Source organism: Halomonas borealis (assembly GCF_004798905.1).
Classification (GTDB): Bacteria; Pseudomonadota; Gammaproteobacteria; order Pseudomonadales; family Halomonadaceae; genus Halomonas; species Halomonas borealis.
Map to the genome: position 1 here is coordinate 552,205 of NZ_SDMO01000001.1, position 21,359 is coordinate 573,563.

Here is a 21,359-nt window from a genome sequence, read left to right on the forward strand (position 1 = left end):
ACTCCCATCGCCACGCGATCTGAATACCCGGAGACACCGCCAGGCAATGGTGGCTGAACGGCGAGGGTTAAGCGGGGGGCCGCCCGGCCCCCATGTCGCCTCGGCATCACAGAATCAGCGCCTTCAACGGCATCCACAGCCCCATGAGCATCATGATCAGGTTTTCGGTCAACGACACGAAGCCCAAGGGGACATTGCTGTTGCCTCCCACGCAGGCACACTTCAGCTCGCGCTTGTCGACATAGACGGCCTTGAAGACCGAGATGGCGCCCACCGTGCCGATGAATAGCGCCATCGGGGCGGCGATCCATATCAGGGCCCCCGCCAGCATCAGGATGCCAGCCAGGGTTTCCGCGAAGGGGTAGAAGTAACCGTAAGGGACATAGCGTTGGGAGAGGAGATCATAGTTGAGAAACATGGTGCTGAAGCTTTCGACATCCTGCAGCTTCTGAAGGCCCAGCAGCGTCATGGCGGTGGCGATCGCGAACTCCAGCATACGCAGAGACAGCAGCGTGCCACTGCTCTCCCAGCTGACCGCCAGGCCGATGAGCAAGGATGTCGCAAAGATAGCGATCACCGGCGTATAGGTCGTTTCCTTGTCGCCGGGCACGCTCAACCCCAGGTAGGCACGAACGTCCTCGTAGCCACCCACACGCTGCTCGCCGATATAGACCTGGGGAGTGGTGTCGACGCCGGCCTCCTCCTGGAAGTCATCTATGGCCTTGCGTGAAGTAAGGGGGTGGTCCTCTACCCTGTAGCCCTTGCGCTTGAGCAGAGCCACGGTCTTCAGGCCGAACGGACAAAGGTGCTCGTCCGTCCTCATGCGATAGACACGTGCCGTTTCGGGTTGAGAGGAAGGCGACGCAGTAGCGGTACTCATAGGCATCAACTCCTTTCGATAAAAAGATTGAGCCCCGGTCAAGCGACTGGTGATCCTCCGAGACCCCGCCGCTACCGGATGACGCGATGATCACTACACCACCCAGCCTATAACTTGGGTGTTGCCCAAGGGTCAAACTCAGCAGCGGCTGAGTGGTAATGGGGGGGGGAAGCCTCGAGCCGGTACCTGCCACGACCGGCAGGCATCGGCCAACAGGCCGATGGCGACGGTTTGCGTAGGGTGGCGTTGAGCCCCGGCACACAGCGCTGGGCGGTGCTGAAGAATCACCCACGACCTGAACGTGATGCGCGATGCGGTGGCCGACAACGCGCTCATGAAACCGATGGCGAAAGCCCTGAACACGCTGGAACGACATGCCGAGCAGGTGGTAAGGCGCTGGCTCTCCGGTCTGACCAACGCGCGCTTGGAAGGCATGAGCGGCCTGTTCCAGGCCGCCAGGTCACGTGCACGAGGCTATCGGAACGAGGCCAACTTCATCGCCATGACCTACCTGATCGGTAGCCCCGTGGGGCGCATGCTGGATCACATCAAATCCACATGAAGTGACGAAGAACCAAAAAATAGTGCCAGGACAAAGACCAGGAAAACACCACCATGCAGGGATAAAAAAATTTTGTTGTTCATGATTGCTTCACGGAGTGACCGGGCTATTGTTGATAGCGCTCAACGGCTGGTTGATGTCAAAGATGTACCCCCGGACTTCACCGATCCCCATTTTCTGTAAACGGGCAGTGTGCATTTCAAGGTAGACCTGGGCACTGGCCTCGTCCTCGAACAGATAGATACCACCTCCTAACTGATCTTTTTCACTTTCAGTCCAGATTTTCCAGATCATGCCCGGTTCACGGTTGATGGACTCAGCAAGTTCAACCATGGCTGTTGCCATCTCCTCACCAAATGGGCCGTTAAACTCAAAATCAACCTGTAGCAATTTTGCCATTATCATGTCTCCATTTTTTAGGAAATCGCTGATACCAGCCTCGCTCTCTGCTGCTATAAATAATATTGCCTATGAAAAAATACACACAACCATCTGAACGTGGCACTGGATTGATGGGGTTAACGGACTCTATCAGCCTTTAAATCCGTATATCCCAAATACATCGACATACATCTGATGCTCTGGAAGGTACTTAACAGCCTTAAACGTTCTCCTACAGCCTCAACGTCAAAAAACAGGGGCATATTTCTACATTTTTAGCGCAGCGATATAAAAATATGCCCGCTAGTCTGAATGATTATGGCAGGCGACACGCTAAGCCTGCCACACGTTATTGGCGTAGCGCTAGCGGAACTATTGCCGGGTAAGCACGACCGCAAGAAGACTTTTCTTGACGCTGTGATTTGTTAGTTTAGCGGCACTTCATGCCGCCAGCAACACTGTGACCGGTGACTTTTTGGATTTAACGAAGGCACCAAAAACAGAACTGCGCTTTTATAATGATACGAACAAACTCTAAGGCCGGCAGGCTTGGCCATTCCTGCCTAGCTTGCTGGTAAGCGACAGAGTTAAATAAAGTCAAATGGCAGCCCCTATAACGCCGAACCTTGCGGCAATTTGGGAACCGAAAAGCGGCGGAAAAATTGTCCGCCAACAGTAATTTGTTAGGGGTTTTCTATACGCTGCAAAATGAACGATACGCGCTCATCAATTTTGTCGCGTGGGACTTCTAGCGTTTCGTAACCCCATTCCGAATACCACTTCTTCATGCCTTCAAAAACCACTATGGACTCTTCGAAGCTTTGGTCGCGTTCAGAGTCTGTACCGTAAATCTCTTCCCATGGAGGCAGCAAAAATACAATACCGTTATATGGAAATTTTTGGACGTACTGCGCGATTTCATCGTTTGTTAGCGCGCCCTCCGCATCAAGCATATACAGCGCGTCTAGCACCCCACGATCAAAGAACACGGTATGATCGCAGCCAACTGCTCCCCGATATCTTTCAATATCCGAACGAAGTATCTCCTGCGCGAAAGAGACCGGGTCTGCTCGAGGTGTTAAGCCTGCAGCTAACCGCTCTTTGATTATCCTACGCGCCGACTCCGATACGACGCGATATCCACGCTCTGCTAACGCACTAAGGATTGTCGTTTTGCCGCCACCGGGGCCGCCGGTGACTACGAATCGATGACTCATTTCACTCCTAACTCTGAGCGCACCGGTGGCCTTTACAGAGCGAAGCGGCGTAAAGGCCATCCGCGTAACCCGCTTGGTTATATAACTTTTAGGCCTGAGAAAAATCCAAAATTTCCTTCAGCAACTCATCAGGCCTCTCCTCGATGACCAGATGGCCTGCATCATCAATCACATGGTAAGCTGATCCCGGAATCATGCCATGGAGCTCTTCCCCACGCTCCAGTGGTATCCAGCTATCCTCCCGCCCCCATAGAATCAAGGTAGGTGTAGTAATCGTAGGATATAGCGGCTGAACCTCGTCGGTATATTTGGAGTCTGCTTGAGCCATCTGGCGATAGAAAGCTGTCTTACCTCGCTCGCCAGTCCACGGAGAAACGATTCCCTCTAGTGTTGCCTCATCAAGTGGTTTGAAGGCAGCCGTTTGCACATAAGACCGGACCACAGCTTCATGAATATAGTCTGGCAGCCCTGAAAAAGCGGCTTCATATCTATTCACATGGCGGAAAAAAGGCGAGCCCCAAGGAGAGACTGCAACCGGGTCAATCAGAATAATCTTCTTAAAAGACCGCTCATTGATAAGGTGAGCTCTGAGGGCAGTTGCCCCGCCAAAGTCATGACCCACAACAATCGGATCATCCAATTCCCAATGGGCAAGCAAGCCGTCCAAAACCTTATTCTGCACACCCAAAGACACATCGCCTTCCGTCACACACGACTGGCCATACCCCAGCAAGTCAAAAAAGTAGACCGTGTACTCTTTGGACAGCTTTCGAATCAAATGTCGCAGATTGAACGATGACCAGGGTGTTCCATGAACCAAAACCATTGGCGGGCCTTCGCCTAACCGGCCAAAACGAACTTCCCTTCCATCATAATCATATGATTCTGAAAGCTCCCAGCTGCTCATCACTCGTACTCCTTTTCTACATAACGCCAAGGTGACGGGCCGGCTGGAGTGCAGCGTAAGGAGGTCCAGCCGCAGGCATTATTAACCGCCTTGTTATGCGTGACGTTACTGCCCATTTGCAATTGCCTGCTTAATTATTGGAGCAAACAACTCTAGGGAAATGCCACGCTCTTTACAATAATTTGTTTGCAGCCAAGCAGAAAGTTGCTTTTGACCTTTGCTTGCATTGCAGCCGCGACAACAGAGACATATGCTTTCTCTGGTGACAATTGAAATATCATTGACAATGCGCTCCCAACTAGCGGATGCTTTGGCAGACTCCTTGTGTGAAAGAAATTCATTGCCGCAATATACACAAGACTTGTCTCTTTCTCGGACTTCCTTTTCTAAGTCTGCTGGAATATTCCAATTATTCGCCATGATTTGATTCGATGCCTTTACGCATAGCGCCCGCAGCAAAGGCGAGCAACTTGTTGTGAGTCCAGTGCAAGCTTGCTTGCACGATTTTGCCTGCGCTTGTTATGTGTGTCTTACATGGCTCCCCTACAAATTTTTACCGCAGCATTTCTTAAATTTTTTGCCATTACCACAAATACATGGATCATTGCGCCCAACTTTTGGGGTGCTGCGTACAGTAGGTGATTTAGGAGGGCAGCAACTTGTATCGGTACAGCTAGACTCCGAGGCTGCAATTTCTCTAGTAGTAGATTGTTCATTCATTTATTTGAAAACACCTATTTAATGTTAGTACTTGACTAAAGTTCGAATACACATAACGCCCAGCGCAGGCGCAGCCAGCGCGGAGCACGTTTTGTGTTAATGTTTGAGCGACAGCGAGTAACACAAAAGGTGCGTAGCGTTGGCTGTCGCTCTGCCGCTGATTGTTATGTGGGTTACCCTTGGTCCGCCGGATGGTTTACACCATCGTATGTTGGAACTCCGCCAATTTTTAGAGGATTTATACCCTCCAGACACGCTACATTGAAACCATATTGAGTTGGATTAGAGCGTCTCTGGTGATGTGTGTAAATCCCGCAATTTCCGCAGAAATAGTGTTTCGCTGTATTGGTATTGAATTGATAGAGCTTCAAATGCTCCGTCCCTTTTAAGACATTAATGCCATCTAGCGAAACTGACGCGGCGATTGCACCTCTTCTGCGGCATAGCGAACAATCACAACGCCGAAGATCTATAAGACCATCAGGCAGATCCAGTTCAATTTTTACAAATCCGCAGTGACATGATGCCACATGTTTTGGCTGAACTTTTACCCCATCAATCTCTTTCAGATTTATGCTCATAGCTCTTTCCTTGTGCTCACATAACGCGGAGCGCACCGGCGGCCTTTTTGGAGCGAAGCGTAGAAAAGGCCGTCCGAGTGACGCGTATTGTTAGTCATTTTCGACGCGGCATATTTCTTCGATGACATAGCGCTTTATTGCTCCTTTTGCAGAAAGCACCTTGGTAGCATCAAAGCTAATTTTTCCAGCCAGATCTCGGTTGGCTTGATCCATTGACCAGGTCAAATGCTCCTTTTGGTGAGCAGTCACGTTGTCTGTGAGCATGAATGAGACAGTTTTTTCCAAATCGTCGACGAACATCCGACCAAAGCCCGACAAAATGTTATATCGGGTGACGTTCCCTATGATACCGGCACTCATCTCATTGTCGTATCGGAGGGAAACTGCATCGAGTGTGTCGCAGTTGAACAACATCCGATCCTGCGTTCTGTTTCGACTCACAGAGATAACTACATCACGGTTCCGCTTTACTGGACGGTGAAATCGCTCGATCGGAGTTTCCAGGGCTTCTTCAATCTCCCCAATAAACGGCTCTTTTCTGCTTTCCAACCGTCTAACCTTTGCCGTTTCCGGCTCGTAATCAATGTCTACTGCCTTTGACCATGTCCACTTAACTAGGTCCCAAAGAGCAGCCCCTGCGACACTGTAACCAAGGGAAGAAGTAGCATCAGCGTTCAAGACAATGGTAATAATCTCTTGGAAGCTGCCACGCCGAGAAGGACTGATATAGATTTCTGCCCCCGTGGCACTGTTTGCTCTTTTCCTGATTTCACCATCGTTAATCAAAGCATGAGTACTTACTGCGAGAGCCCTGGCAAGCCCCTGTATCGAAACACCGGCATCATAGAGATCAAGTCGGCCCTCCTCGGCTGTCCCATGGTGGTAGCTCACCTTAATTTGAAGATTTGCCAAAACTCCCCCTATGATTAAAATATGACTAACGCCAAGCTCACCGGCACATTTTACGGAGAGCGTTTTTTTGTAAGAATGTAGCGAAGCGGAATACACAAAAACGCGCGTAGCAAAATGTGTCCGCGTGCAGCTTTTTGTTAGGCCATGGCCCTTTTGATAATATTAACTTCATATTCACTGTAAGAATCAGACGCTTGACCTCTACATGAATATTTACCTTCTATTATAGCTTGGCCCGATTCACGCCAAATTTCTTCAGTCAACGCTTCGATAGATGCCGCGTTACTATCTCCAAAAACATCCGATACATATAAATTGGAGTTTTTCTTACCCGAAGCGCTTGGCAAGGCAATTCCATTCGGCGGCGAGTCGACTACTTTCCTAAGTACTAGCCTATCTAAATCGGGGCAACGATAAATTTTATAATGCAAACCAGTGCGTTTACTGCTGCTCGCTTGGCTTAAAATCGATGCAATATCTGACTGTGGTTCTTCCTCTGAACCGTATTTTGATCCAATGGGCTCCCTCTGAGACCCAACGATAAAGGAAAACGTAAGAGCATGACGAAATTGTACGTCTTGCCAATAATTGATCATCTTTTCCCATTTCGGAGCCATGATTTTTCCTTTCCTAACGCCCGCCATCACCGGTGACAAAACCGGAGCGAAGCGGAGGTTTTGGCATCCGGTGGATGGCCTGGTTAGGATTTGTTAGACCGTTTTCGGAATTCGTCATAGTAATAGGATGCCTTTTCAGGGTCGCCCAGCGCGATCTCAAGCATTAGCTGCAATGTCAGGAGAGGCCCTGGAATAATTCCGTCTTCATCGATCTCAGCATCTCGGAAATCTGGGTTGATAGCGAGTTCGAAGTTTACAATCCACCAAACCTCGATTTTTCTGAGCAGAGCCACCATCCGCTCGAACTGCTGAGCAAAATTAACAGAGCTTTCTCCTCCAATAAGGTTGGGCATTTCGTGAGCAACTTCGTTTCTAGACTTACGGATTTCATCAAATGCTTTAATATCCTCTGAAGTTATTGCTTCGTGCTCTTTCAGCCATTCAAGAGACGCTCTGACCTTGCTTTTGTGTCTGAATTTAACCTCGGTTTCATACTCTGGCGAGAGCAAATGGCCCTGCGGCCCATATCCATCGGTGAAGAAAGTTTCAATCCTCTCAATAATTGAGTCCTTGAGAATCTCGAAAGCCGCAAGATATATCGAAGCGGAGATCAATTTGGTTCTGAGGATTTCAGGATTGAGAAAATCCTCCCACCTCCTAGATGACTTACTCATGGAAAATCCTAACAGTGATTAGATGGAATGCTCGTATACTGGATGAACGTGCCGGCACGTTCAATATTGTTATCGACCCCATCATTCCACGCCTAACCTATTGATATCATATAGTCTTAAGTAAAGCTCGGCTTCCTATGCAAAATTCGCGTGCTTGCGCGCTTTGCCATCACCAATAATACTGTATGCATATCCATAAGAAGAGAGGGCGTTCGTATGGATTCGCACAGCAAGCCTCCCAGGCTGATGGACCGCGTGACGGCCGTCATGCGTGTAAAACACTACAGCCTGCGTACCGAGAAAACCTATTGCTACTGGATCCGCTTCTTCATCCGCTTCCATGGGATACGGCACCCCGCCGGTATGGGGGCACCCGACGTCCATGCCTTCCTGGAACATCTCGCAGTGGAACGGCATGTGGCAGCGGCCACACAGAACCAAGCCTTGAATGCCCTCGTTTTTCTTTACCGCCAAGTGCTTGAGCAACCTTTGGGCGATATCGGGGAGTTCTCGCGTGCCAAGCGCCCTCGCCGTTTACCCGTAGTGCTGTCACACGAGGAAGTCATGCGCGTACTGAGCCAGTTGTCAGGTCCGATGCACCTGATGGCTGCGCTGATGTACGGGGCGGGCTTGAGAGTAACGGAAGTCTGTCGGCTACGCGTGCGAGATATCGATATCGAGCGCCAGATCCTGACGGTAAGATCCGGCAAGGGAGATAAGGATCGCACCACACTGCTGCCCCACCGTTGCATCATGCCGATTCAGAAGCGAATCACCCAGGCCCAACACTTACTGAACCGTCGCCTCGACAATGATCAGGTTCCCGTCACCCTACCCCATGCTCTGGGTCGCAAGTATCCTAATGCTGGCCTTTCGTTGGCGTGGCAGTGGCTGTTTCCTTCCACCCGCCCCTGCTTCGATCCTGACGGGAAAGTGGTACTGCACCATCTTCATACGTCGGCGGTGCAGAAATCGGTCAGGCAGGCGATGCGCCGCGTGGATCTTACAAGGCCGGGCTCCTGCCATACCCTAAGACACAGCTTCGCGACTCAGCTATTAAGCCGGGGCACGGATATTCGTACGGTTCAGGAGTTATTGGGCCACAAGAGCGTCGAAACCACCCAGATATACACCCATGTACTGGGGAACGGTTTCGCGGGTGTCCGAAGCCCGCTGGAATAGGCGTGATGGCGTGGCAATCGATCATGCGCCTGCTGAATGTACGGGCACTCACATCATCGCCTGCGATAGCCCACCCCGTCTAAACAGCACGACAATCATCTAACAGCCCGCCCCAAACAATGCCGTATGGGGCGGGCCTGATAGGCTATCGATAGCGGCTGGATGAGGCCTTCGCTTGCGCCAACGTCTCGAAGACGCGCGCCACGGCTTCGGCGCCGGGGTCGACGATGCCCTTGAGCGCGCTTTCCGGCACATAGGCGGAACGCCCGGCGTTGGCCGTAGTGAGCGAGGCGGTAGCGTCGGCGCCGGTGCGCGCCGCCTGGGCGGCCTCCACCAGGCTATTGCCTTCTTCCAGCGCGGTGATCGCCGGCAGCAGGGCATCGAGCATGGTGCGGTCCCCTGCCCTGGCGCCACCGTATTCCTGCATCTTGCCCACGCCCGTTGCCAGGGCCTCTGCCGGGCCATCGCCGCGGTCCAGGGCGCCCCCCGCCGCGGTGAACAGAATCGACAGTAGCACGCCGCTGGAGCCACCCATGTCGCGGGCCAGCAGCTGGCCAATACCGGTGAACAACGGCGCCAGCTCGGTGGTGGTCAGCTGCCTGGCATCGAGTGCCCGAGCCAGGCTGTCGGCGCCACTTTGCATGCTGGCCCCGGCATCGCCGTCTCCGCTGCTGGCATCCAGGGCATCCAGCGCCTCGCGGGCCCCGCGCAGCATCTCGATCATCCGCCACACCGTCGCCGTAGTCTCGGCATCTTGCGGGGCATCGTCGAGCAGGGCGTCGTGACCCTGGGCCGTGTTCGGCGTGAAGGTGGGCGCCTGACGAACCCGGTGCACGCCGGGCCAGGCGGGAGCCTGCGTCGGCGCCGTCAACGCGTCCAGCAACTCCGACGTGCCAGGCACCAGGGTGACGGAGAAACCATGCATGTCCAGCGAGGTCATCAGCGGCGCGGGGCCGATCAGGTGGCCGACATTCGTCACGCCCAGTTGGCGCAGCAGGCTCTCGGCCAGCACGCCCATCTCTTGAGTCGAGCAGCTCCCTAGGTTGTTGAGCATGGCCACCCAGGCGGTATCGGTGGATTCGCCGAGCGCCTCGCACAGCGGCTCGAGCACCAGGCGCATGGCGTCATCCGCACTCTCGGGGGCCACCTCGCGAGTGCCGGTCTCGTTGTGAATGCCCAGGCCCAGTTCGGGCGAGCGAGACGCCGCCGGCTGGCCGGGATGAGCGGCGGGTTTCAGCGCCATGCCGAGCGAGCCCATGCGCTCACACAGCGCATTCGCCTGGTGCTGGATCTCCCCCAGCGGCGTACCCTGAGCAGCGAGGTAGCCGGTCAACTTGTGCACCAACAAGGTGCCGGCGATGCCACGCGGTTGCGGCGCCTCGGCGATGGCCACGTCGTCGGCGACGATCACCATCTCGACATTCAGCCCCTCGGCGCGGGCGCGCTCGGCCGCCAGGCCGAAGTTCAGGCGGTCGCCGGTGTAGTTCTTCACCACCAGCAGGCAGCCGGCGGCGCCGCACACCTCGCGGATCGCCGCCAACACAGGCTCGACGCTGGGTGAGGCGAACAGGCTGCCGGAGATCACCCCGGTTAGCATGCCCTGGCCGATGAAACCGGCGTGGGCGGGCTCGTGGCCGGCGCCACCGCCGGAGAGCACAGCAACCTGATCGCGGCCCTGTCGTGTCCTGTCCCAGTCGTCCCTGATGAGAATGCGCAGCCCGCTCTCGGGGGTGGCGACGCGCAGCTCGCCCGTCGCCCCCGCCACCTGCAAGATGTCATCGACGACGCGATCGGGCGCGTTATAAAAGCGTTCCATATAGTGTCCCCGGTACCCAGCTCGGCGCTTCGAAGGATGGCCAGGATGAGTGGATGCTGGCCATCGCGGTGGCCATATCCTGCCCCCGCCCGGCGGTGGCGTCCAACATAAGGCCGATCATGGCCGCGTGGTAGGCAGGGAATCCGCGCCGGGCACGCTACCGCTCGGCCAACCGGCATTTCTCGACGGCCCTTCGGTCGTCTTCTGCGGTAGCCCCTGCGTCCCGTGTGTAGCCGTCTGCTGCGGCCTCGATGAGACGATGCTAGGCGATCGCCACCGTGGCTGCAAAAGAGCTGTTTTAACACTGCTGCATGGCACAGAGATGAGGGTTTTCCGATACGCGAGAGGCCGCGTAGGCTGGAGGCCACACCGCGTGGAGGAGGCAATGCCATGACACGACAGACCGACGCTCGCGGGCCTGAGCATGACACCTCAGCTAGCCCATCAGACGCCCGGCCCGAGCCTTCCACAGGCGGCCCGGCCGCGGCGCGCCGAATGCGCCTGGTCTACGATGGCGAATGCCCGATATGTCGGCGCTATGTGCGCTGGCAGCGTATTCGGCGCGATGTCGGCGAGCTCGAACTGATCGATGGCCGCCAGGCGAGCGAGGCCCGCCGCGAGCTCAGCGCCCAGGGCATCGACCTGGACCAGGGCTTCGCCCTGCAGCTCGGCGATCAGTGGTATCACGGCAGCGAGGCCCTGCATCGACTCACCCTGCTCGGCACGCGTAGCGGCGTGTTCAACCGGCTGATGTATCGCTTGTTCGCGAGCCCCGGGCGCACCGCCCGCCTCTACCCCGGGCTCAAGGCCTGCCGTCGTGCCCTGCTGCGCCTGTGCCGCATTCCGCCCATCGACAACCTGCGCCGCTGAGCGCCACAGCGGTTCGCCGACGCACACCAGAGGTCATGAGGACGGCTCCCGGTCTAGGTCGAGCGCCTGCGGAGTATCCCCGTTGCCGGCGCCTCCCAGGCGGGTCAGGCCATGGGGCGCGGCGATGCGGAAGAAACGTTCCACCACCTCACCCGGTGCCGGCCGGGTCATCAGCGACACCGCCACGAACAGCGGCAGGTTGAGCATCAGCCCCCAGAAACCGGCATGCAGGCCCAGCGGGTGCTTCCACACGGTGGTGAAGGCCACGGTGACGAGAAAACCGCCGACGATGCCTGCCATCACGCCCCACTTCGACGCACGCGGCCACAGGAACATGCCGATGAAGGCCGGCAGTACCTGGGTAGCGAAGCCCAGCCCCACCAGCAGGATCATCACCAGGCTGCCGGGCTCGGCGATCGCCAGCGGGGCGATCACCAGCGCCATCAGCGGCACGATCATCCAGCGCGCCAGCCGCCCGGTGAACGCCTCCGAGAGCCCCAACAGCGGTTGTGCCACGTCCTTGCTCCACGACAGTGCCACCGAGTGGATGAACGGTTCGCTAGAGGACATCGCCGCCGCCAGGGTGCCGGCGCCGAGCAAGCCCACCAGCCACACCGGCAGGTGCTGCATGGCGTATTCCAACACTACGGTGTCGGCGCGGGCCAGGTCGGGCAGCGCGAAGATGCCGATGAAGCCCACCACCACCATCGGCAGGATCACCACATAATAGGTCGGCAGCCAGGTGGCGCTGCGGCGCAGGGTGCGCGCGGACGAGGCGCTCATCCACTGGGTCCACACCGGCGGCATGAACGAGCACATCGAGACGATGACCGAGGTGGTCCAGAAGCTGAAGCTCATGTCGCCACCGGCGCCGGGCAGGGTCAGGAACTCGCCGTGTTCGGCCTGAAGCCGCGTGAACAGCGCCCCGACATCGAGCCCACCGGTGGCGCCCTGCAACGACCACAGCCCCACCGTCCAGGCCACCGCCAGCATCAGCACGCCCTGGAAGGCGTTGGTGCGGCCGATGGCGCGCTGGCCACTGGCGAACAGGTAGACGGCGATGCAGGCCAGCACCAGCGGCACGCCCAGCCATACCGGAATCGCCCCGCCGCTCATCACGTTGAGGATGTAGGCGGCGCCGATGGTCTGCAGCACCGCATAGGCCACCGAGCCGATCGACATCACCAGCGCCGCCAGCATTCCCAGCAGCGGGCTCTGGTAGCGGTCGGCGATGGCGCTGGCCTGGGTCACATGGCCGAAGCGCTGGCCGAACTCCCACACCTTAGGGCCGAAGTACCAGGCCACCAGCGCCAGGTAGGCGAGATAGACGGCCACGTAGAACACCGGCACGCCCTTGGCATAGGCCCAGCCCGGCGCGCCCATGAAGGTGTAGGCGCTGACGCTGCCGGCGGCGATCAGCAGGTACAGCGTGACCGGGCCCATGCTGCGCCCGGCCACGCCCCACTCCTCCAGGCTGTTCATGCGACGCCCGCCCCGAGCGTGCAGGCCTATCAGCATGGCGATGGCCACGTAGCCCAGGGTGATGAGCAGCGGCCAGGGGCTAGTCATGCTCGTCCTCCCGGCGCTCAATAAGGCGGTTGGCGACCAGCATCACCGCCACGCAGGCGACGATCACCAGGTAGCTCCACACCACCAGCAGCGGTAGGCCGAGGAACAGCACGGCGCGATTCACCCAGCCGATGACCGGCCAGATACCGGCCGCGATCACGGCCATGAAGGCGAGCAGAAGCCCCCAGCCGGCACGGCTGGTAGGCAGAACAACGAGACGGGACATGACGAACGCTTTCTCAGAATGATGGTGCGAGGGCGGTAGATATTACACCGATATGCCGGGTCCTGTCGGCCCGCCCGGCACCGCCGGCCATGATGGCAAGGCGACGCAAGCCGCGTCAGTCCGCCGGTGTCAGGGTGCGCCGCATGATGGTCACGGTCTCGCCGTGGTACTCGCGCTCCTCCACGGCCTGCCAACCCAGCCGCCGATAGAGCGATTGCTGGTCCGGGGTGTAGAGGTAGAAAAGGCCATGGCCGTGGTCCCGGGCCTCATCCTCCACGCGGCGCACCAGCGCGGTGGCGACGCCGCGCCCACGCCATTCGGGCAGCACATAGACCGATGCCAGCCAGGGCGTCAGTGAAGCACGGTCGTTCATGTCATCGACCACCAGGCTAGCCATGCCCACCGGGCGCTCGTCCTCCATGGCGGCGAAGACCGAGGGCACGCCGGACGCGCCGCACTCGGCGCGCAAGCTGGCGATGGCGGCGGCGCGTCCGCGCCCCGGATGGAGATGCCCCCAGGCTTCATGGGCCCAGCCGGCCAGCGTGGCGACATGCGGCGAATGAACCGTGATGCGGGCGAGCGAGAGGCCTGAGACCATGGCGAGAGGCGTCCTTGGCGAAATGCATGAGGCGAAGCGGCGAAACCGCCCAGTATCCCCGTTCTCGCCATGGCCCGCCAGGGCCCCTCGCCCGGCCGAGGCGGCTCGGCTAGACTCGAGGCCTCGGTCACCAGGGAAGATGCCATGTCCACCACCCTCGAACAGCGCGCGCTCAAGCTCTCCATCGTGATGACCCTGCTGGTCTCGAGCCTGGGGGTCGCCTTCGGCCTGCTGGCCGGCTCCCGCTCGATCCTCTTCGACGGCGTCTTCTCGACCATCGACGCGGCCATGTCGACCCTGGCGCTGGTGGTGACGCGGCTGATCGCCCGCGAGGTCAGCCAGCGCTTCCAGCATGGCTACTGGCACCTGGAACCGCTGGCGGCGGCGCTCAACGGCTCGATCCTGCTGCTGCTGTGCTTCTATGCCTTCCTCAACGCCGTCCAGGGGCTGATGTCGGGCGGCCACGAGCTGGCCTTCGGCGTGGCCATCGCCTATGCCATGGTGGTGGCCACGGTGTGCTTCGCCATGACCGCCTACCAGCGCCGGCTCAACCGCGACGTCGGCTCCGAGTTCGTGCGCATCGACATGCATGGCTGGCTGATGGCAGGCCTGATCACCGGTGCGCTGTTGGTGGCCTTCGTGATCGCCCTGATCCTCGAGCGCACCCCCTACGCGTACCTCACGCCCTACGTCGACTCGCTGCTGCTGGCGATCCTGATCCTGGCCTTCCTGCCGGTGCCGATCGGCATCGTGCGCCGGGCCATGAAGGAGGTGTTCCTGATCGCGCCGAGCGCGGTCGACCGCGAGGTGCATGCCGCCATGGCGCCGGTGATGGAGTGCGACGGCCTGCTGGCATACAGTAGCCACGTGGCCAAGGCCGGCCGCGGGCACTTCATCGAGATCCATATCGTCACCCGACCCGACTTCGCCGCCGCGCGCGGCGTGGGCGAGCTCGACGAGATCCGCACGGCCATCGCCGCGGGCCTGAGCATTCCCGCCGAGCACCGCTGGTTCACGGTGTCGTTCACCGCCGACCCGACCTGGAGCTGAGCTCGCCGGGCCACGCCATGCCAAGGAGACGTCCCATGCCCGAGTTCCACAACGCCCCGACCCTGCCGCTGCCCACCTTCCCGGGCAGCCATATCGCGCTGGACGACGATTACGTGTACCTCTCGGGGCTCAACGCCGCCGACATCCACGGTGGCGTGGAGATCCTCGGCGACGTCGGCGAGGAGACCCGCTGGGTGATGCGCCGCCTCTCGCACCTGCTCGACTCGGTGGGCTGCACCCTGGCGGACACGGTACGCGTGGCGGTGCACCTCACCGACCTGGACGAGGCGGAGGCGATGAACGCCGCCTACGCGGAGTTCTTCACCCCGCCGCATTACCCGGCGCGCACCTGCACCGAGTCGCCGCGGCTGCTCGGCGGCGCCAGCGTGGAGATCACCCTCACCGCGCGCCGCCCGGTCGAGCCCGAGCCTCGGGGCGACGCCTGAGCGCTCACCCACCGTCCGCGGCGCGCTCCAGGTCGGCGATGACGAACTTCTCCATCCGCATCATCGCCTGCATGGCGCGCCGGGCCCGCCCGGGTTCGGGGTCGCGCATCAGCTCGTGCATGCGCACGGGCACCACCTGCCAGCGCAGCCCCCAGCGGTCCTGGAGCCAGCCGCACTCGAGGGGGCGGCCGCCCTCGCTCAGGGCGTTCCAGTAGTGATCCACCTCGGCCTGGTCGGCGCAGTCGATGTGCAGCGAGATCGCCTCGCTGAAGGGCACGCCGGGCCCGCCGTTCATGCCCAGGTAGCGCGAGCCGTCGAGGGTGAACTCTACCAGCAGCACCTCACCGGCCGGCACACTCGGCGTGTCGACCGGCGCGTGTACCACCCGCTCGATGCGGGAATCAGGGAATACCGAGACGTAGAAGCGGGCCGCCGCCTCCGCCTGGCCATCGAACCACAGGAAGGTCGTGATCCGCTGCATAACGCATGCTCCCGGCAGGCCGGCGCCTGCCACTGAATCGTGGAAAGGAAGGTCGAAAACGCCGGTCGGCGACGCGCACCGGCCGGCATGAAACGCCGGAACTTTGTTTGAACAGTCGGCGAGCGATGGTCAGGCCTGGACCCGTTCCCTACGCGCCAACGCACTTCCCACTTCCGTGTGGGTCGCAAGGCAAAAATTGGCGAAAAGACGGAGTCTATGTGTTGTAAATGAGGCCTTTGAGCCAATCCTTAACGCCGTATGACCGAGCGCAGACACATTTCGGGCAACGTTTATTCGTCGACGACCATCTCGAACCCGCCATAGATCAGCCGCTTGCCGTCGAAGGGCATGGGATTGACCTCCGGCGACAGGCGCGGGTCCTCCATGATCTTGGGCATGGCCTGTTCGCGCACCTCCCGGGAGGGCCAGTGCACCCAGGAGAACACCACGCTCTCGTCGGGCTGGCGCCGCACCGCCAGGGTGAAGGAGGTCACCTCGCCTTCCGGGACGTCGTCGCCCCAGCATTCCACCACCTTGAGGGCGCCGTGCTCCTTGAAGACAACCGCCGCCTGCCGGGCGTGCTCGATGAAGGCCTGCCGGTTGGCGGTGGGCACGGCAGCCACGAAACCATCCACGTAGCTCATGAGGGATCTCCCGTCTCGTCTTTGGGGGGTAGGTCGCGCACCGGGCGCACCTCGATGGTGCCCAGCCGCGCGGGGGGAATGCCGCCGGCCAGCCGCAGCGCCTCGTTCAGATCGCGGGCCTCGAGCAGGTAGAAGCCGGCCAGCTGCTCCTTGGTCTCGGCGAAGGGGCCGTCGGAGACCAGCACCTCGCCGTCGCGCCGACGTACACTGGTGGCGCTCTCCATCGGCTGCAGCGCCCGGCCGGTGATGAAGTGGCCCTGCTCGGTCAGGCGCTCGACGCAGCCCAGGCATTCCTGGTTGAGGTCGTGCCACTCGCGCTCGGACATGGCCTCGATCAACCGTTCCTGGTAGTACACCAAGGCGACGTACTGCATACCTTCCTCCTTGTGTCGTCGACACGATGGGGGGGTGGGTGCCGTGGGATCACGGGCACTGCTCACTAGGCGTGGCGACCATCCACGGCACGCCGAAGCGGTCGCTCGCCATGCCGAAGCCCTTGGCCCAGAAGGTGGCCTCGAAGGGCATCTGCACCCGGCCGCCCTCGGCCAGGCGCTTGAACACCTCGGCCGCCTGGTCGACGTCCTCGTAGTCGAGGAACACCTGGGCGCCCTGGGGCGCCTGGTAGCCGTCGCCCAGCATGTCGGCGCCCATCAGGCGATGGCCGCGGATGTTGAGCGATGCGTGGGCGATCCGGTCGTGCCACTCGGCCGGCACCTCGGCGGCGGCCGGGGTCTCGCCGAAGGTCAGCATCGCCTCCAGGTGGCCGCCGGTGACCTCGGCGTAGAAGGTCATCGCCTCGCGACACTGGCCCGCGAAGCTGAGGTGCACCTGCAACGCCCGGGGCAGCCGGGCCTGGGCGACGTGCTGGTCCAGGCCGGTGCCGGGCTCGAAGTCCTGCAGGGTGAAATAGCGGCGCAGCTCGAGGGTGACGTGGCCCTCGCCATCCTCCCGCGGCCATCCCTTGGCCCACTCGATGGCCTCCTCCAGGGAGTCGACCTCGAGCACGCTGTAGCCGGCCAGCAGCTCCTCGGTGGCCGCGAAGGGCCCCGTGACGACCCGCGGCTCGCCGCCGCGAAACTCGATCCGGCAGCCCTCCCGGCTGGGCCGCAGGCCGTCGCCGGTGACGAAGACGCCGGCGCGGACCATCCGCTCGTTGTAGTCCGACATGGCTGTCAGCAGCGCCTGGCTGGGCAGCTCACCCGCCTCCGTCGCCGCGTCGGCCTTGCGCATCAGCATGTAGCGCATGACATCGCTCCTCCTGCCTATGGGGTTCTCTCACCCGGCGATGCATCGCCGGTGAGACATATAGGAGTCGCGCGGCGCGAGCGCGAATCGACAGCCCGACGGAATTTTCTTCGTTACGCCGGCGAGCCGCGCCCGGGGGCGGCGCTGCCCGAGGGGCCGGACGCGGCAGAGACGGGGCCAGCCGCGTCCAGTGCCGCCAGGCGACGCGCCAGGAAGCGCCGCTCGGGCTCCTGCATGGCCAGCGCCAGGGCTCGCTCGTAGGCATGGCGGGCCGCCTCGCGATGCCCGGCGCGACGGTGCAGGTCGGCGCGGGCGGCGTGGAAGAGGTGATAGTCGACGAGCTGGTGATGATCGGCCAGCGCCTCGAGCAACGCCAGGCCGGCCTCCGGGGAGTCGTGCATGGCCACGGCCACCGCCCGGTTGAGCTCGATCACCGGCGAGGGCCGTTGCTGTTGCAGGGCCCCGTAGAGCCTCACGATGCGCCGCCAGTCGGTGGCCTCGGCGCTGGGCGCCTGGGCATGCACGGCGGCGATGGAAGCCTGCAGGGTATAGGGATCGGTGGGCGTCAGCGCCAGGGCGCGCTCCAGCCAGGCCAACCCGGCGCGTATCTGCCCGGCGTCCCAGCGGCGGCGATCCTGCTCCTCCAGCGGCACCAGCTCGCCCCGCGCGTCCTGGCGCGCCTCGCGGCGGGCATGGTGGAGTCGCATCAGGGCCAGCAGGCCGAACACCTCGCCCCGGGGTAGCAGGTCGGCCAGGGCCTCGCCCAGGCGCAGCGCCTCGTCGGCCAGCGGCGCATCGACGACTCGCTCGCCGTCGCTGCACGAATAGCCCTCGTTGAAGATCAGGTAGATCACCCCCAGCACCCCGGGCAGCCGCGCCGGCAGCTCGGCGGCATCGGGCACCTCGTAGGGGATGCCGGCGGCGCGCAGCCGACGCTTGGCGCGGACGATGCGCTGGGCTAGGGCGGTCGGGCGCTGCAGCAGCGCGCTGGCGACCTGCTCGGTGGTCAGCCCGGCCATCTCGCGCAGGGTCAGCGCCAGGCGGTCGGACATCGGCAGGGCGGGATGGCAGCAGGTGAACAGCAGGCGCAGGGGGTCGTCGGCGATGTCGCGGGCCTCGTCGGCCTCGCTCTCGTCGGGCACCAGCAGGTGGGCGTGCTGGCGGGCCGTCTGCCGGCGCCGGATCTGGTCGATGCCGCGACGATGGCCGACCCGGATCAGCCACGCCACCGGCGCGTCGGGCACGCCCTCCCCCGGCCAGCGAGACACCGCCTCGGCGAAGGCATCGTGCAGCGCCTCCTCGGCGGCATCGAAGCTGCCGAGGCGGCGAATCAGCGTCGCCAGTACGCGAGGGGCGTGCTGGCGATAGAGGGACTCGATGGAGACCTGGACCTGCATGGCGATAGCGCTCCCGGGGCCGTTCCATGGCATGACGCCCATGGCCGAGTCCGTCGTGGCCATTCACCGACCCGCTCGGACTCCCTGGCGCCAGCCTCCAGCATAGTCGCTGCAGGCCCCGGGCGGTCAGTCGACGCAAGTGATATCGATCACCTCGCCACCGACGCGCACCTCCGACAGCTCCAGGCCCTCGATGACCCGCTCCAGTGCGATGCGATTCGGCCGGCCCGTGAAACGCCCCCAGGCGATCGCCCTGCCCTCAGCCGAGGATGAAGATCACGCAGGCGGCGGTGAGTGCGCCCATGGTGCCGTTGAACACCCGCCAGGCACGCGGCCCCTTGAGCCAGCGGCCGATGGCCATGCCGAAACCCGCCCACAGCGCGATGCAGGGAAACGCGATCAGCTCGGCCACCCCGGCCAGCAACAGGGCATTGATGAGGGTATTGCCGCCCTCGGGCAAGAAGCTCGCCATCAGCGTCAGGCCCATCACCCAGGCCTTGGGGTTGGCGAACTGGAAGGCCGCGGCCTGCCAGAAGCTCAACGGGCGCCCCTCGGCATCATCGAAGCTCGGTGGCGGGGCCGTGGCGATGCCCCAGGCCAGGTACAGCAGATAAAGACTGCCGACCACGCGCAGCAGCGTCTGCACCATCGGGAAACGCTCGAAGACCAGCCCCAGGCCCAGCGCCACCGCCGTGAACAGCAGGAAACAACCGCCCAGGATGCCCAGCAGATGCGGCAGGGTGCGCCGGAAGCCGTAGTTGGCGCCGGAGGCGGTGAGCATCACGTTGTTGGGTCCGGGCGTGATGGTCATCGAGATCATGAACAAAGCTGCGGGCCCGAAGGCGGCCAGGGTGCTCATCTACTTTGTACCCCTACAATTTTGGTGGCTGGGTTTCATTATTCCGACATTTCTGAGAATAATGGGCACAATAATGGCGTCAAAGGTTTTATTGTCACCATGACAATCTGGACTCCCGAACTCGACGACGGCGGCCCGCGCTATCGGCGCATCGCCGAGGCCCTGGCCGAGGCGATCGGCCGCGGCGACCTCGCCTCGGGGGAGAAGCTGCCGCCCCAACGCCAGTTGGCCGACCGCCTGGGCGTCACCGTCGGCACCATCACCCGCGCCTATGCCGAGGCCCAGCGCCACGGCTGGGTAGAGTCGCGGGTCGGCAGCGGCACCTATGTGCGCCGCTCGGCCGAGGAGGAAGACACCACCAGCTTCCGCGCCGGCCAGCCCCTCGATCGAGGCATGATCGAACTGGGCATGAGCCTGCCGCCACCCCACCCACTGCGCGCCCAGGGGCTCAAGCGCGCGCTCGAGGCCATCACCGACTCGCCGGAAGCGCTGCGGGCCGCCACCGACTATCAGCCCGAAGCGGGCAGCGAGGCCCAGCGGGCGCGCATCGCCGCCTGGCAGGGCGGACTCGGGCTGCCCGACGATCCCGACCGCCTGGTGGTCACCCAGGGCGGCCAGCACGGCATCCAGCTGGCCCTTCAGGTACTCACCCAGCCCGGTGATCTGGTGGCCGCCGATGCCCTCACCTACCCCGGTTTCATCCGCGCCGCCCAGCAGGCCCACCTGCGCCCGGCGGCGATACCGATGGACGAAGGCGGCCTGGACGTCGACGCCCTGGCCCGGCTCTGTGCTCGTCAGCCGCCACGCGTGCTCTATACCACGCCGGACCTCAACAACCCCACCGGGGCGCGCCTCGGCGAGGCCCGCCGCGAGCGCCTGGTGGCCCTGGCCCGCGAGCATGATATCTGGCTGATCGAGGACGCCGTGCAGTACCTGCCCCAGGCCAACCGCGGTACGCCGCTGGTCGAACTGGCCCCGGAGCGCACCCTGCACATCTTCAGCACCTCCAAGGTGCTGGCTGCCGGGTTGCGCATCGGTAGCCTCACGGCGCCGGAGCGTCTGCTGGAGCGGCTGGGCACGGCGATCCGAGCCCAGAGCTGGATGGTGCCGCCACTGATGGTGGAAGCGGCGTGCCGCTGGATGGAGGACCCCGACGGCCGCGAGCTGCTGCGCTGGCAGATCGATGAACTCGCCGCCCGCCGCCGCTTGGCGCTGGAACGCCTGGCCGCCTACGCGCCGCTGAGCCAGGAGGGCTCGTCGCTGATCTGGCTGCCGCTGCCGACGGGCCGTCGCAGCAGCGAGATGCAGGCGCTGCTGGCCCGGCGTGGGGTCAAGGTACCCACCCCCGAGCCGTTCTGCATGGGCAGCGAGCCGGCACCCCAGGCGCTGCGTTTGTGCCTGGGGCCACCCGCCAGCCGCGAGGCACTGGCCCGGGCACTGTCGATCGTCGACGAGACGCTGTCAGAGGCCCCGACCTCACCCTGGCAAACGCTCTAGCGGCGCTCGACACCAGCCAACCAGGGCA

The 21,359-nt window shown here is 61.7% G+C and carries 26 protein-coding genes; 6 read left to right on the forward strand and 20 right to left on the reverse strand.

The window, feature by feature from the left end; all coding sequences use genetic code 11:
- Nucleotides 1-106 precede the first annotated feature (106 nt).
- On the reverse strand, nt 107-823 hold the full coding sequence (locus tag ETC07_RS02625; RefSeq protein ID WP_136246933.1) for a glutaredoxin family protein: 717 nt from the start codon (nt 821-823) through the stop codon (nt 107-109).
- Nucleotides 824-1,184: 361 nt separating this feature from the next.
- On the opposite strand from ETC07_RS02625, the gene ETC07_RS02630 reads away from it, so the two are divergent.
- Nucleotides 1,185-1,442 (forward strand): transposase, encoded by a 258-nt coding sequence (locus ETC07_RS02630; protein ID WP_438590656.1) that lies wholly within the window; start codon nt 1,185-1,187, stop codon nt 1,440-1,442.
- Nucleotides 1,443-1,532: 90 nt separating this feature from the next.
- Here the strand turns inward: ETC07_RS02630 and ETC07_RS02635 are convergent, their stop codons facing one another.
- The 9 genes from ETC07_RS02635 to ETC07_RS02675 all read right to left on the reverse strand — a co-directional run bounded on the left by ETC07_RS02635 (nt 1,533) and on the right by ETC07_RS02675 (nt 7,451).
- Complete coding sequence (locus ETC07_RS02635; protein ID WP_136246934.1) at nt 1,533-1,841, reverse strand: monooxygenase; 309 nt, start codon at nt 1,839-1,841, stop codon at nt 1,533-1,535.
- Between the two features lie 665 nt (nt 1,842-2,506).
- Complete coding sequence (locus ETC07_RS02640; RefSeq protein WP_136246935.1) at nt 2,507-3,040, reverse strand: AAA family ATPase; 534 nt, start codon at nt 3,038-3,040, stop codon at nt 2,507-2,509.
- 88 nt (nt 3,041-3,128) lie between these two features.
- Nucleotides 3,129-3,947, reverse strand: a complete 819-nt coding sequence (locus tag ETC07_RS02645; RefSeq protein WP_136246936.1) for an alpha/beta fold hydrolase — start codon at nt 3,945-3,947, stop codon at nt 3,129-3,131.
- A gap of 105 nt (nt 3,948-4,052) precedes the next feature.
- Entirely contained in the window at nt 4,053-4,367 is a 315-nt protein-coding gene (locus tag ETC07_RS02650; protein WP_136246937.1) for an HNH endonuclease, read from the reverse strand.
- A gap of 123 nt (nt 4,368-4,490) precedes the next feature.
- On the reverse strand, nt 4,491-4,667 hold the full coding sequence (locus ETC07_RS16040; RefSeq protein WP_136246938.1) for an SEC-C metal-binding domain-containing protein: 177 nt from the start codon (nt 4,665-4,667) through the stop codon (nt 4,491-4,493).
- Between the two features lie 173 nt (nt 4,668-4,840).
- The gene (locus tag ETC07_RS02660) at nt 4,841-5,248 is read right to left on the reverse strand and encodes a GFA family protein (RefSeq protein ID WP_136246939.1); all 408 of its coding nucleotides are present in this window, start codon (nt 5,246-5,248) and stop codon (nt 4,841-4,843) included.
- Nucleotides 5,249-5,338: 90 nt separating this feature from the next.
- Nucleotides 5,339-6,160 carry a DUF7946 domain-containing protein gene (locus tag ETC07_RS02665; protein WP_136246940.1) on the reverse strand — a complete coding sequence of 274 codons (822 nt, stop codon included), beginning with the start codon at nt 6,158-6,160 and terminating at the stop codon, nt 5,339-5,341.
- Nucleotides 6,161-6,297: 137 nt separating this feature from the next.
- Nucleotides 6,298-6,777 carry a hypothetical protein gene (locus tag ETC07_RS02670; RefSeq protein WP_136246941.1) on the reverse strand — a complete coding sequence of 160 codons (480 nt, stop codon included), beginning with the start codon at nt 6,775-6,777 and terminating at the stop codon, nt 6,298-6,300.
- 83 nt (nt 6,778-6,860) lie between these two features.
- On the reverse strand, nt 6,861-7,451 hold the full coding sequence (locus tag ETC07_RS02675) for a hypothetical protein (protein WP_136246942.1): 591 nt from the start codon (nt 7,449-7,451) through the stop codon (nt 6,861-6,863).
- Nucleotides 7,452-7,667: 216 nt separating this feature from the next.
- On the opposite strand from ETC07_RS02675, the gene ETC07_RS02680 reads away from it, so the two are divergent.
- Nucleotides 7,668-8,633 (forward strand): integron integrase, encoded by a 966-nt coding sequence (locus tag ETC07_RS02680; RefSeq protein WP_136246943.1) that lies wholly within the window; start codon nt 7,668-7,670, stop codon nt 8,631-8,633.
- Between the two features lie 145 nt (nt 8,634-8,778).
- Here ETC07_RS02680 and ETC07_RS02685 read toward each other — a convergent pair whose 3' ends face one another.
- On the reverse strand, nt 8,779-10,449 hold the full coding sequence (locus tag ETC07_RS02685; RefSeq protein WP_136246944.1) for a dihydroxyacetone kinase subunit DhaK: 1,671 nt from the start codon (nt 10,447-10,449) through the stop codon (nt 8,779-8,781).
- Nucleotides 10,450-10,839: 390 nt separating this feature from the next.
- Here ETC07_RS02685 and ETC07_RS02690 point away from each other — a divergent pair, with 390 nt between their 5' ends.
- Nucleotides 10,840-11,319 carry a DCC1-like thiol-disulfide oxidoreductase family protein gene (locus tag ETC07_RS02690; protein ID WP_136246945.1) on the forward strand — a complete coding sequence of 160 codons (480 nt, stop codon included), beginning with the start codon at nt 10,840-10,842 and terminating at the stop codon, nt 11,317-11,319.
- 33 nt (nt 11,320-11,352) lie between these two features.
- On the opposite strand, the gene ETC07_RS02695 is transcribed toward ETC07_RS02690, so the two are convergent.
- The 3 genes from ETC07_RS02695 to ETC07_RS02705 all read right to left on the reverse strand — a co-directional run bounded on the left by ETC07_RS02695 (nt 11,353) and on the right by ETC07_RS02705 (nt 13,712).
- Nucleotides 11,353-12,888, reverse strand: a complete 1,536-nt coding sequence (locus ETC07_RS02695; RefSeq protein WP_136246946.1) for a sodium:solute symporter family protein — start codon at nt 12,886-12,888, stop codon at nt 11,353-11,355.
- Complete coding sequence (locus tag ETC07_RS02700; protein WP_136246947.1) at nt 12,881-13,114, reverse strand: hypothetical protein; 234 nt, start codon at nt 13,112-13,114, stop codon at nt 12,881-12,883. Before ETC07_RS02700 ends, ETC07_RS02695 begins: the two co-directional genes overlap by 8 nt.
- A gap of 115 nt (nt 13,115-13,229) precedes the next feature.
- A complete protein-coding gene (locus ETC07_RS02705) occupies nt 13,230-13,712 on the reverse strand; it encodes a GNAT family N-acetyltransferase (protein WP_136246948.1) in 483 nt (160 codons plus the stop codon).
- 144 nt (nt 13,713-13,856) lie between these two features.
- Between ETC07_RS02705 and ETC07_RS02710 the strand changes: the two genes are divergently transcribed.
- Both ETC07_RS02710 and ETC07_RS02715 read left to right on the forward strand, forming a co-directional pair.
- Nucleotides 13,857-14,762 (forward strand): cation diffusion facilitator family transporter, encoded by a 906-nt coding sequence (locus ETC07_RS02710; protein WP_136246949.1) that lies wholly within the window; start codon nt 13,857-13,859, stop codon nt 14,760-14,762.
- A 35-nt stretch (nt 14,763-14,797) separates the two neighbouring features.
- The gene (locus ETC07_RS02715) at nt 14,798-15,208 is read left to right on the forward strand and encodes a RidA family protein (protein WP_136246950.1); all 411 of its coding nucleotides are present in this window, start codon (nt 14,798-14,800) and stop codon (nt 15,206-15,208) included.
- Nucleotides 15,209-15,212: 4 nt separating this feature from the next.
- Here ETC07_RS02715 and ETC07_RS02720 read toward each other — a convergent pair whose 3' ends face one another.
- From ETC07_RS02720 to ETC07_RS02745, 6 genes are all read right to left on the reverse strand, one after another.
- Nucleotides 15,213-15,689 carry a VOC family protein gene (locus ETC07_RS02720; protein ID WP_136246951.1) on the reverse strand — a complete coding sequence of 159 codons (477 nt, stop codon included), beginning with the start codon at nt 15,687-15,689 and terminating at the stop codon, nt 15,213-15,215.
- 290 nt (nt 15,690-15,979) lie between these two features.
- Nucleotides 15,980-16,333: a DUF1428 domain-containing protein gene (locus ETC07_RS02725; protein ID WP_136246952.1), complete on the reverse strand. Its 354-nt coding sequence runs from the start codon at nt 16,331-16,333 to the stop codon at nt 15,980-15,982.
- Nucleotides 16,330-16,707: a YciI family protein gene (locus tag ETC07_RS02730; RefSeq protein ID WP_136246953.1), complete on the reverse strand. Its 378-nt coding sequence runs from the start codon at nt 16,705-16,707 to the stop codon at nt 16,330-16,332. The genes ETC07_RS02725 and ETC07_RS02730 overlap by 4 nt, the downstream gene beginning before the upstream one ends.
- A gap of 49 nt (nt 16,708-16,756) precedes the next feature.
- The gene (locus ETC07_RS02735; RefSeq protein ID WP_136246954.1) at nt 16,757-17,578 is read right to left on the reverse strand and encodes a YciI family protein; all 822 of its coding nucleotides are present in this window, start codon (nt 17,576-17,578) and stop codon (nt 16,757-16,759) included.
- 113 nt (nt 17,579-17,691) lie between these two features.
- A complete protein-coding gene (locus tag ETC07_RS02740) occupies nt 17,692-18,975 on the reverse strand; it encodes an RNA polymerase sigma factor (protein WP_136246955.1) in 1,284 nt (427 codons plus the stop codon).
- Nucleotides 18,976-19,234: 259 nt separating this feature from the next.
- Complete coding sequence (locus ETC07_RS02745; protein WP_136246956.1) at nt 19,235-19,834, reverse strand: LysE family translocator; 600 nt, start codon at nt 19,832-19,834, stop codon at nt 19,235-19,237.
- A gap of 99 nt (nt 19,835-19,933) precedes the next feature.
- Here ETC07_RS02745 and ETC07_RS02750 point away from each other — a divergent pair, with 99 nt between their 5' ends.
- Nucleotides 19,934-21,331, forward strand: a complete 1,398-nt coding sequence (locus tag ETC07_RS02750; protein ID WP_136246957.1) for an aminotransferase-like domain-containing protein — start codon at nt 19,934-19,936, stop codon at nt 21,329-21,331.
- The last annotated feature ends 28 nt before the right edge of the window (nt 21,332-21,359 follow it).

Excerpts from the sequence above, each read along its gene's own strand:
- ETC07_RS02730 (WP_136246953.1), bottom strand. The coding sequence starts at position 16,707 with ATGCAGTACGTCGCCTTGGTGTACTACCAGGAACGGTTGATCGAGGCC.
- ETC07_RS02685 (WP_136246944.1), bottom strand. The coding sequence starts at position 10,449 with ATGGAACGCTTTTATAACGCGCCCGATCGCGTCGTCGATGACATCTTG.
- ETC07_RS02740 (WP_136246955.1), bottom strand. The coding sequence starts at position 18,975 with ATGCAGGTCCAGGTCTCCATCGAGTCCCTCTATCGCCAGCACGCCCCT.
- ETC07_RS02640 (WP_136246935.1), bottom strand. The coding sequence starts at position 3,040 with ATGAGTCATCGATTCGTAGTCACCGGCGGCCCCGGTGGCGGCAAAACG.
- ETC07_RS02690 (WP_136246945.1), top strand. The coding sequence starts at position 10,840 with ATGACACGACAGACCGACGCTCGCGGGCCTGAGCATGACACCTCAGCT.
- ETC07_RS02670 (WP_136246941.1), bottom strand. The coding sequence starts at position 6,777 with ATGGCTCCGAAATGGGAAAAGATGATCAATTATTGGCAAGACGTACAA.
- ETC07_RS02645 (WP_136246936.1), bottom strand. The coding sequence starts at position 3,947 with ATGAGCAGCTGGGAGCTTTCAGAATCATATGATTATGATGGAAGGGAA.
- ETC07_RS02660 (WP_136246939.1), bottom strand. The coding sequence starts at position 5,248 with ATGAGCATAAATCTGAAAGAGATTGATGGGGTAAAAGTTCAGCCAAAA.
- ETC07_RS02680 (WP_136246943.1), top strand. The coding sequence starts at position 7,668 with ATGGATTCGCACAGCAAGCCTCCCAGGCTGATGGACCGCGTGACGGCC.
- ETC07_RS02635 (WP_136246934.1), bottom strand. The coding sequence starts at position 1,841 with ATGGCAAAATTGCTACAGGTTGATTTTGAGTTTAACGGCCCATTTGGT.
- ETC07_RS02700 (WP_136246947.1), bottom strand. The coding sequence starts at position 13,114 with ATGTCCCGTCTCGTTGTTCTGCCTACCAGCCGTGCCGGCTGGGGGCTT.
- ETC07_RS02715 (WP_136246950.1), top strand. The coding sequence starts at position 14,798 with ATGCCCGAGTTCCACAACGCCCCGACCCTGCCGCTGCCCACCTTCCCG.
- ETC07_RS02630 (WP_438590656.1), top strand. The coding sequence starts at position 1,185 with ATGCGCGATGCGGTGGCCGACAACGCGCTCATGAAACCGATGGCGAAA.
- ETC07_RS02735 (WP_136246954.1), bottom strand. The coding sequence starts at position 17,578 with ATGCGCTACATGCTGATGCGCAAGGCCGACGCGGCGACGGAGGCGGGT.
- ETC07_RS02720 (WP_136246951.1), bottom strand. The coding sequence starts at position 15,689 with ATGCAGCGGATCACGACCTTCCTGTGGTTCGATGGCCAGGCGGAGGCG.
- ETC07_RS02625 (WP_136246933.1), bottom strand. The coding sequence starts at position 823 with ATGAGGACGGACGAGCACCTTTGTCCGTTCGGCCTGAAGACCGTGGCT.
- ETC07_RS02750 (WP_136246957.1), top strand. The coding sequence starts at position 19,934 with ATGACAATCTGGACTCCCGAACTCGACGACGGCGGCCCGCGCTATCGG.
- ETC07_RS16040 (WP_136246938.1), bottom strand. The coding sequence starts at position 4,667 with ATGAATGAACAATCTACTACTAGAGAAATTGCAGCCTCGGAGTCTAGC.
- ETC07_RS02675 (WP_136246942.1), bottom strand. The coding sequence starts at position 7,451 with ATGAGTAAGTCATCTAGGAGGTGGGAGGATTTTCTCAATCCTGAAATC.
- ETC07_RS02650 (WP_136246937.1), bottom strand. The coding sequence starts at position 4,367 with ATGGCGAATAATTGGAATATTCCAGCAGACTTAGAAAAGGAAGTCCGA.
- ETC07_RS02705 (WP_136246948.1), bottom strand. The coding sequence starts at position 13,712 with ATGGTCTCAGGCCTCTCGCTCGCCCGCATCACGGTTCATTCGCCGCAT.
- ETC07_RS02695 (WP_136246946.1), bottom strand. The coding sequence starts at position 12,888 with ATGACTAGCCCCTGGCCGCTGCTCATCACCCTGGGCTACGTGGCCATC.
- ETC07_RS02725 (WP_136246952.1), bottom strand. The coding sequence starts at position 16,333 with ATGAGCTACGTGGATGGTTTCGTGGCTGCCGTGCCCACCGCCAACCGG.
- ETC07_RS02745 (WP_136246956.1), bottom strand. The coding sequence starts at position 19,834 with ATGAGCACCCTGGCCGCCTTCGGGCCCGCAGCTTTGTTCATGATCTCG.
- ETC07_RS02710 (WP_136246949.1), top strand. The coding sequence starts at position 13,857 with ATGTCCACCACCCTCGAACAGCGCGCGCTCAAGCTCTCCATCGTGATG.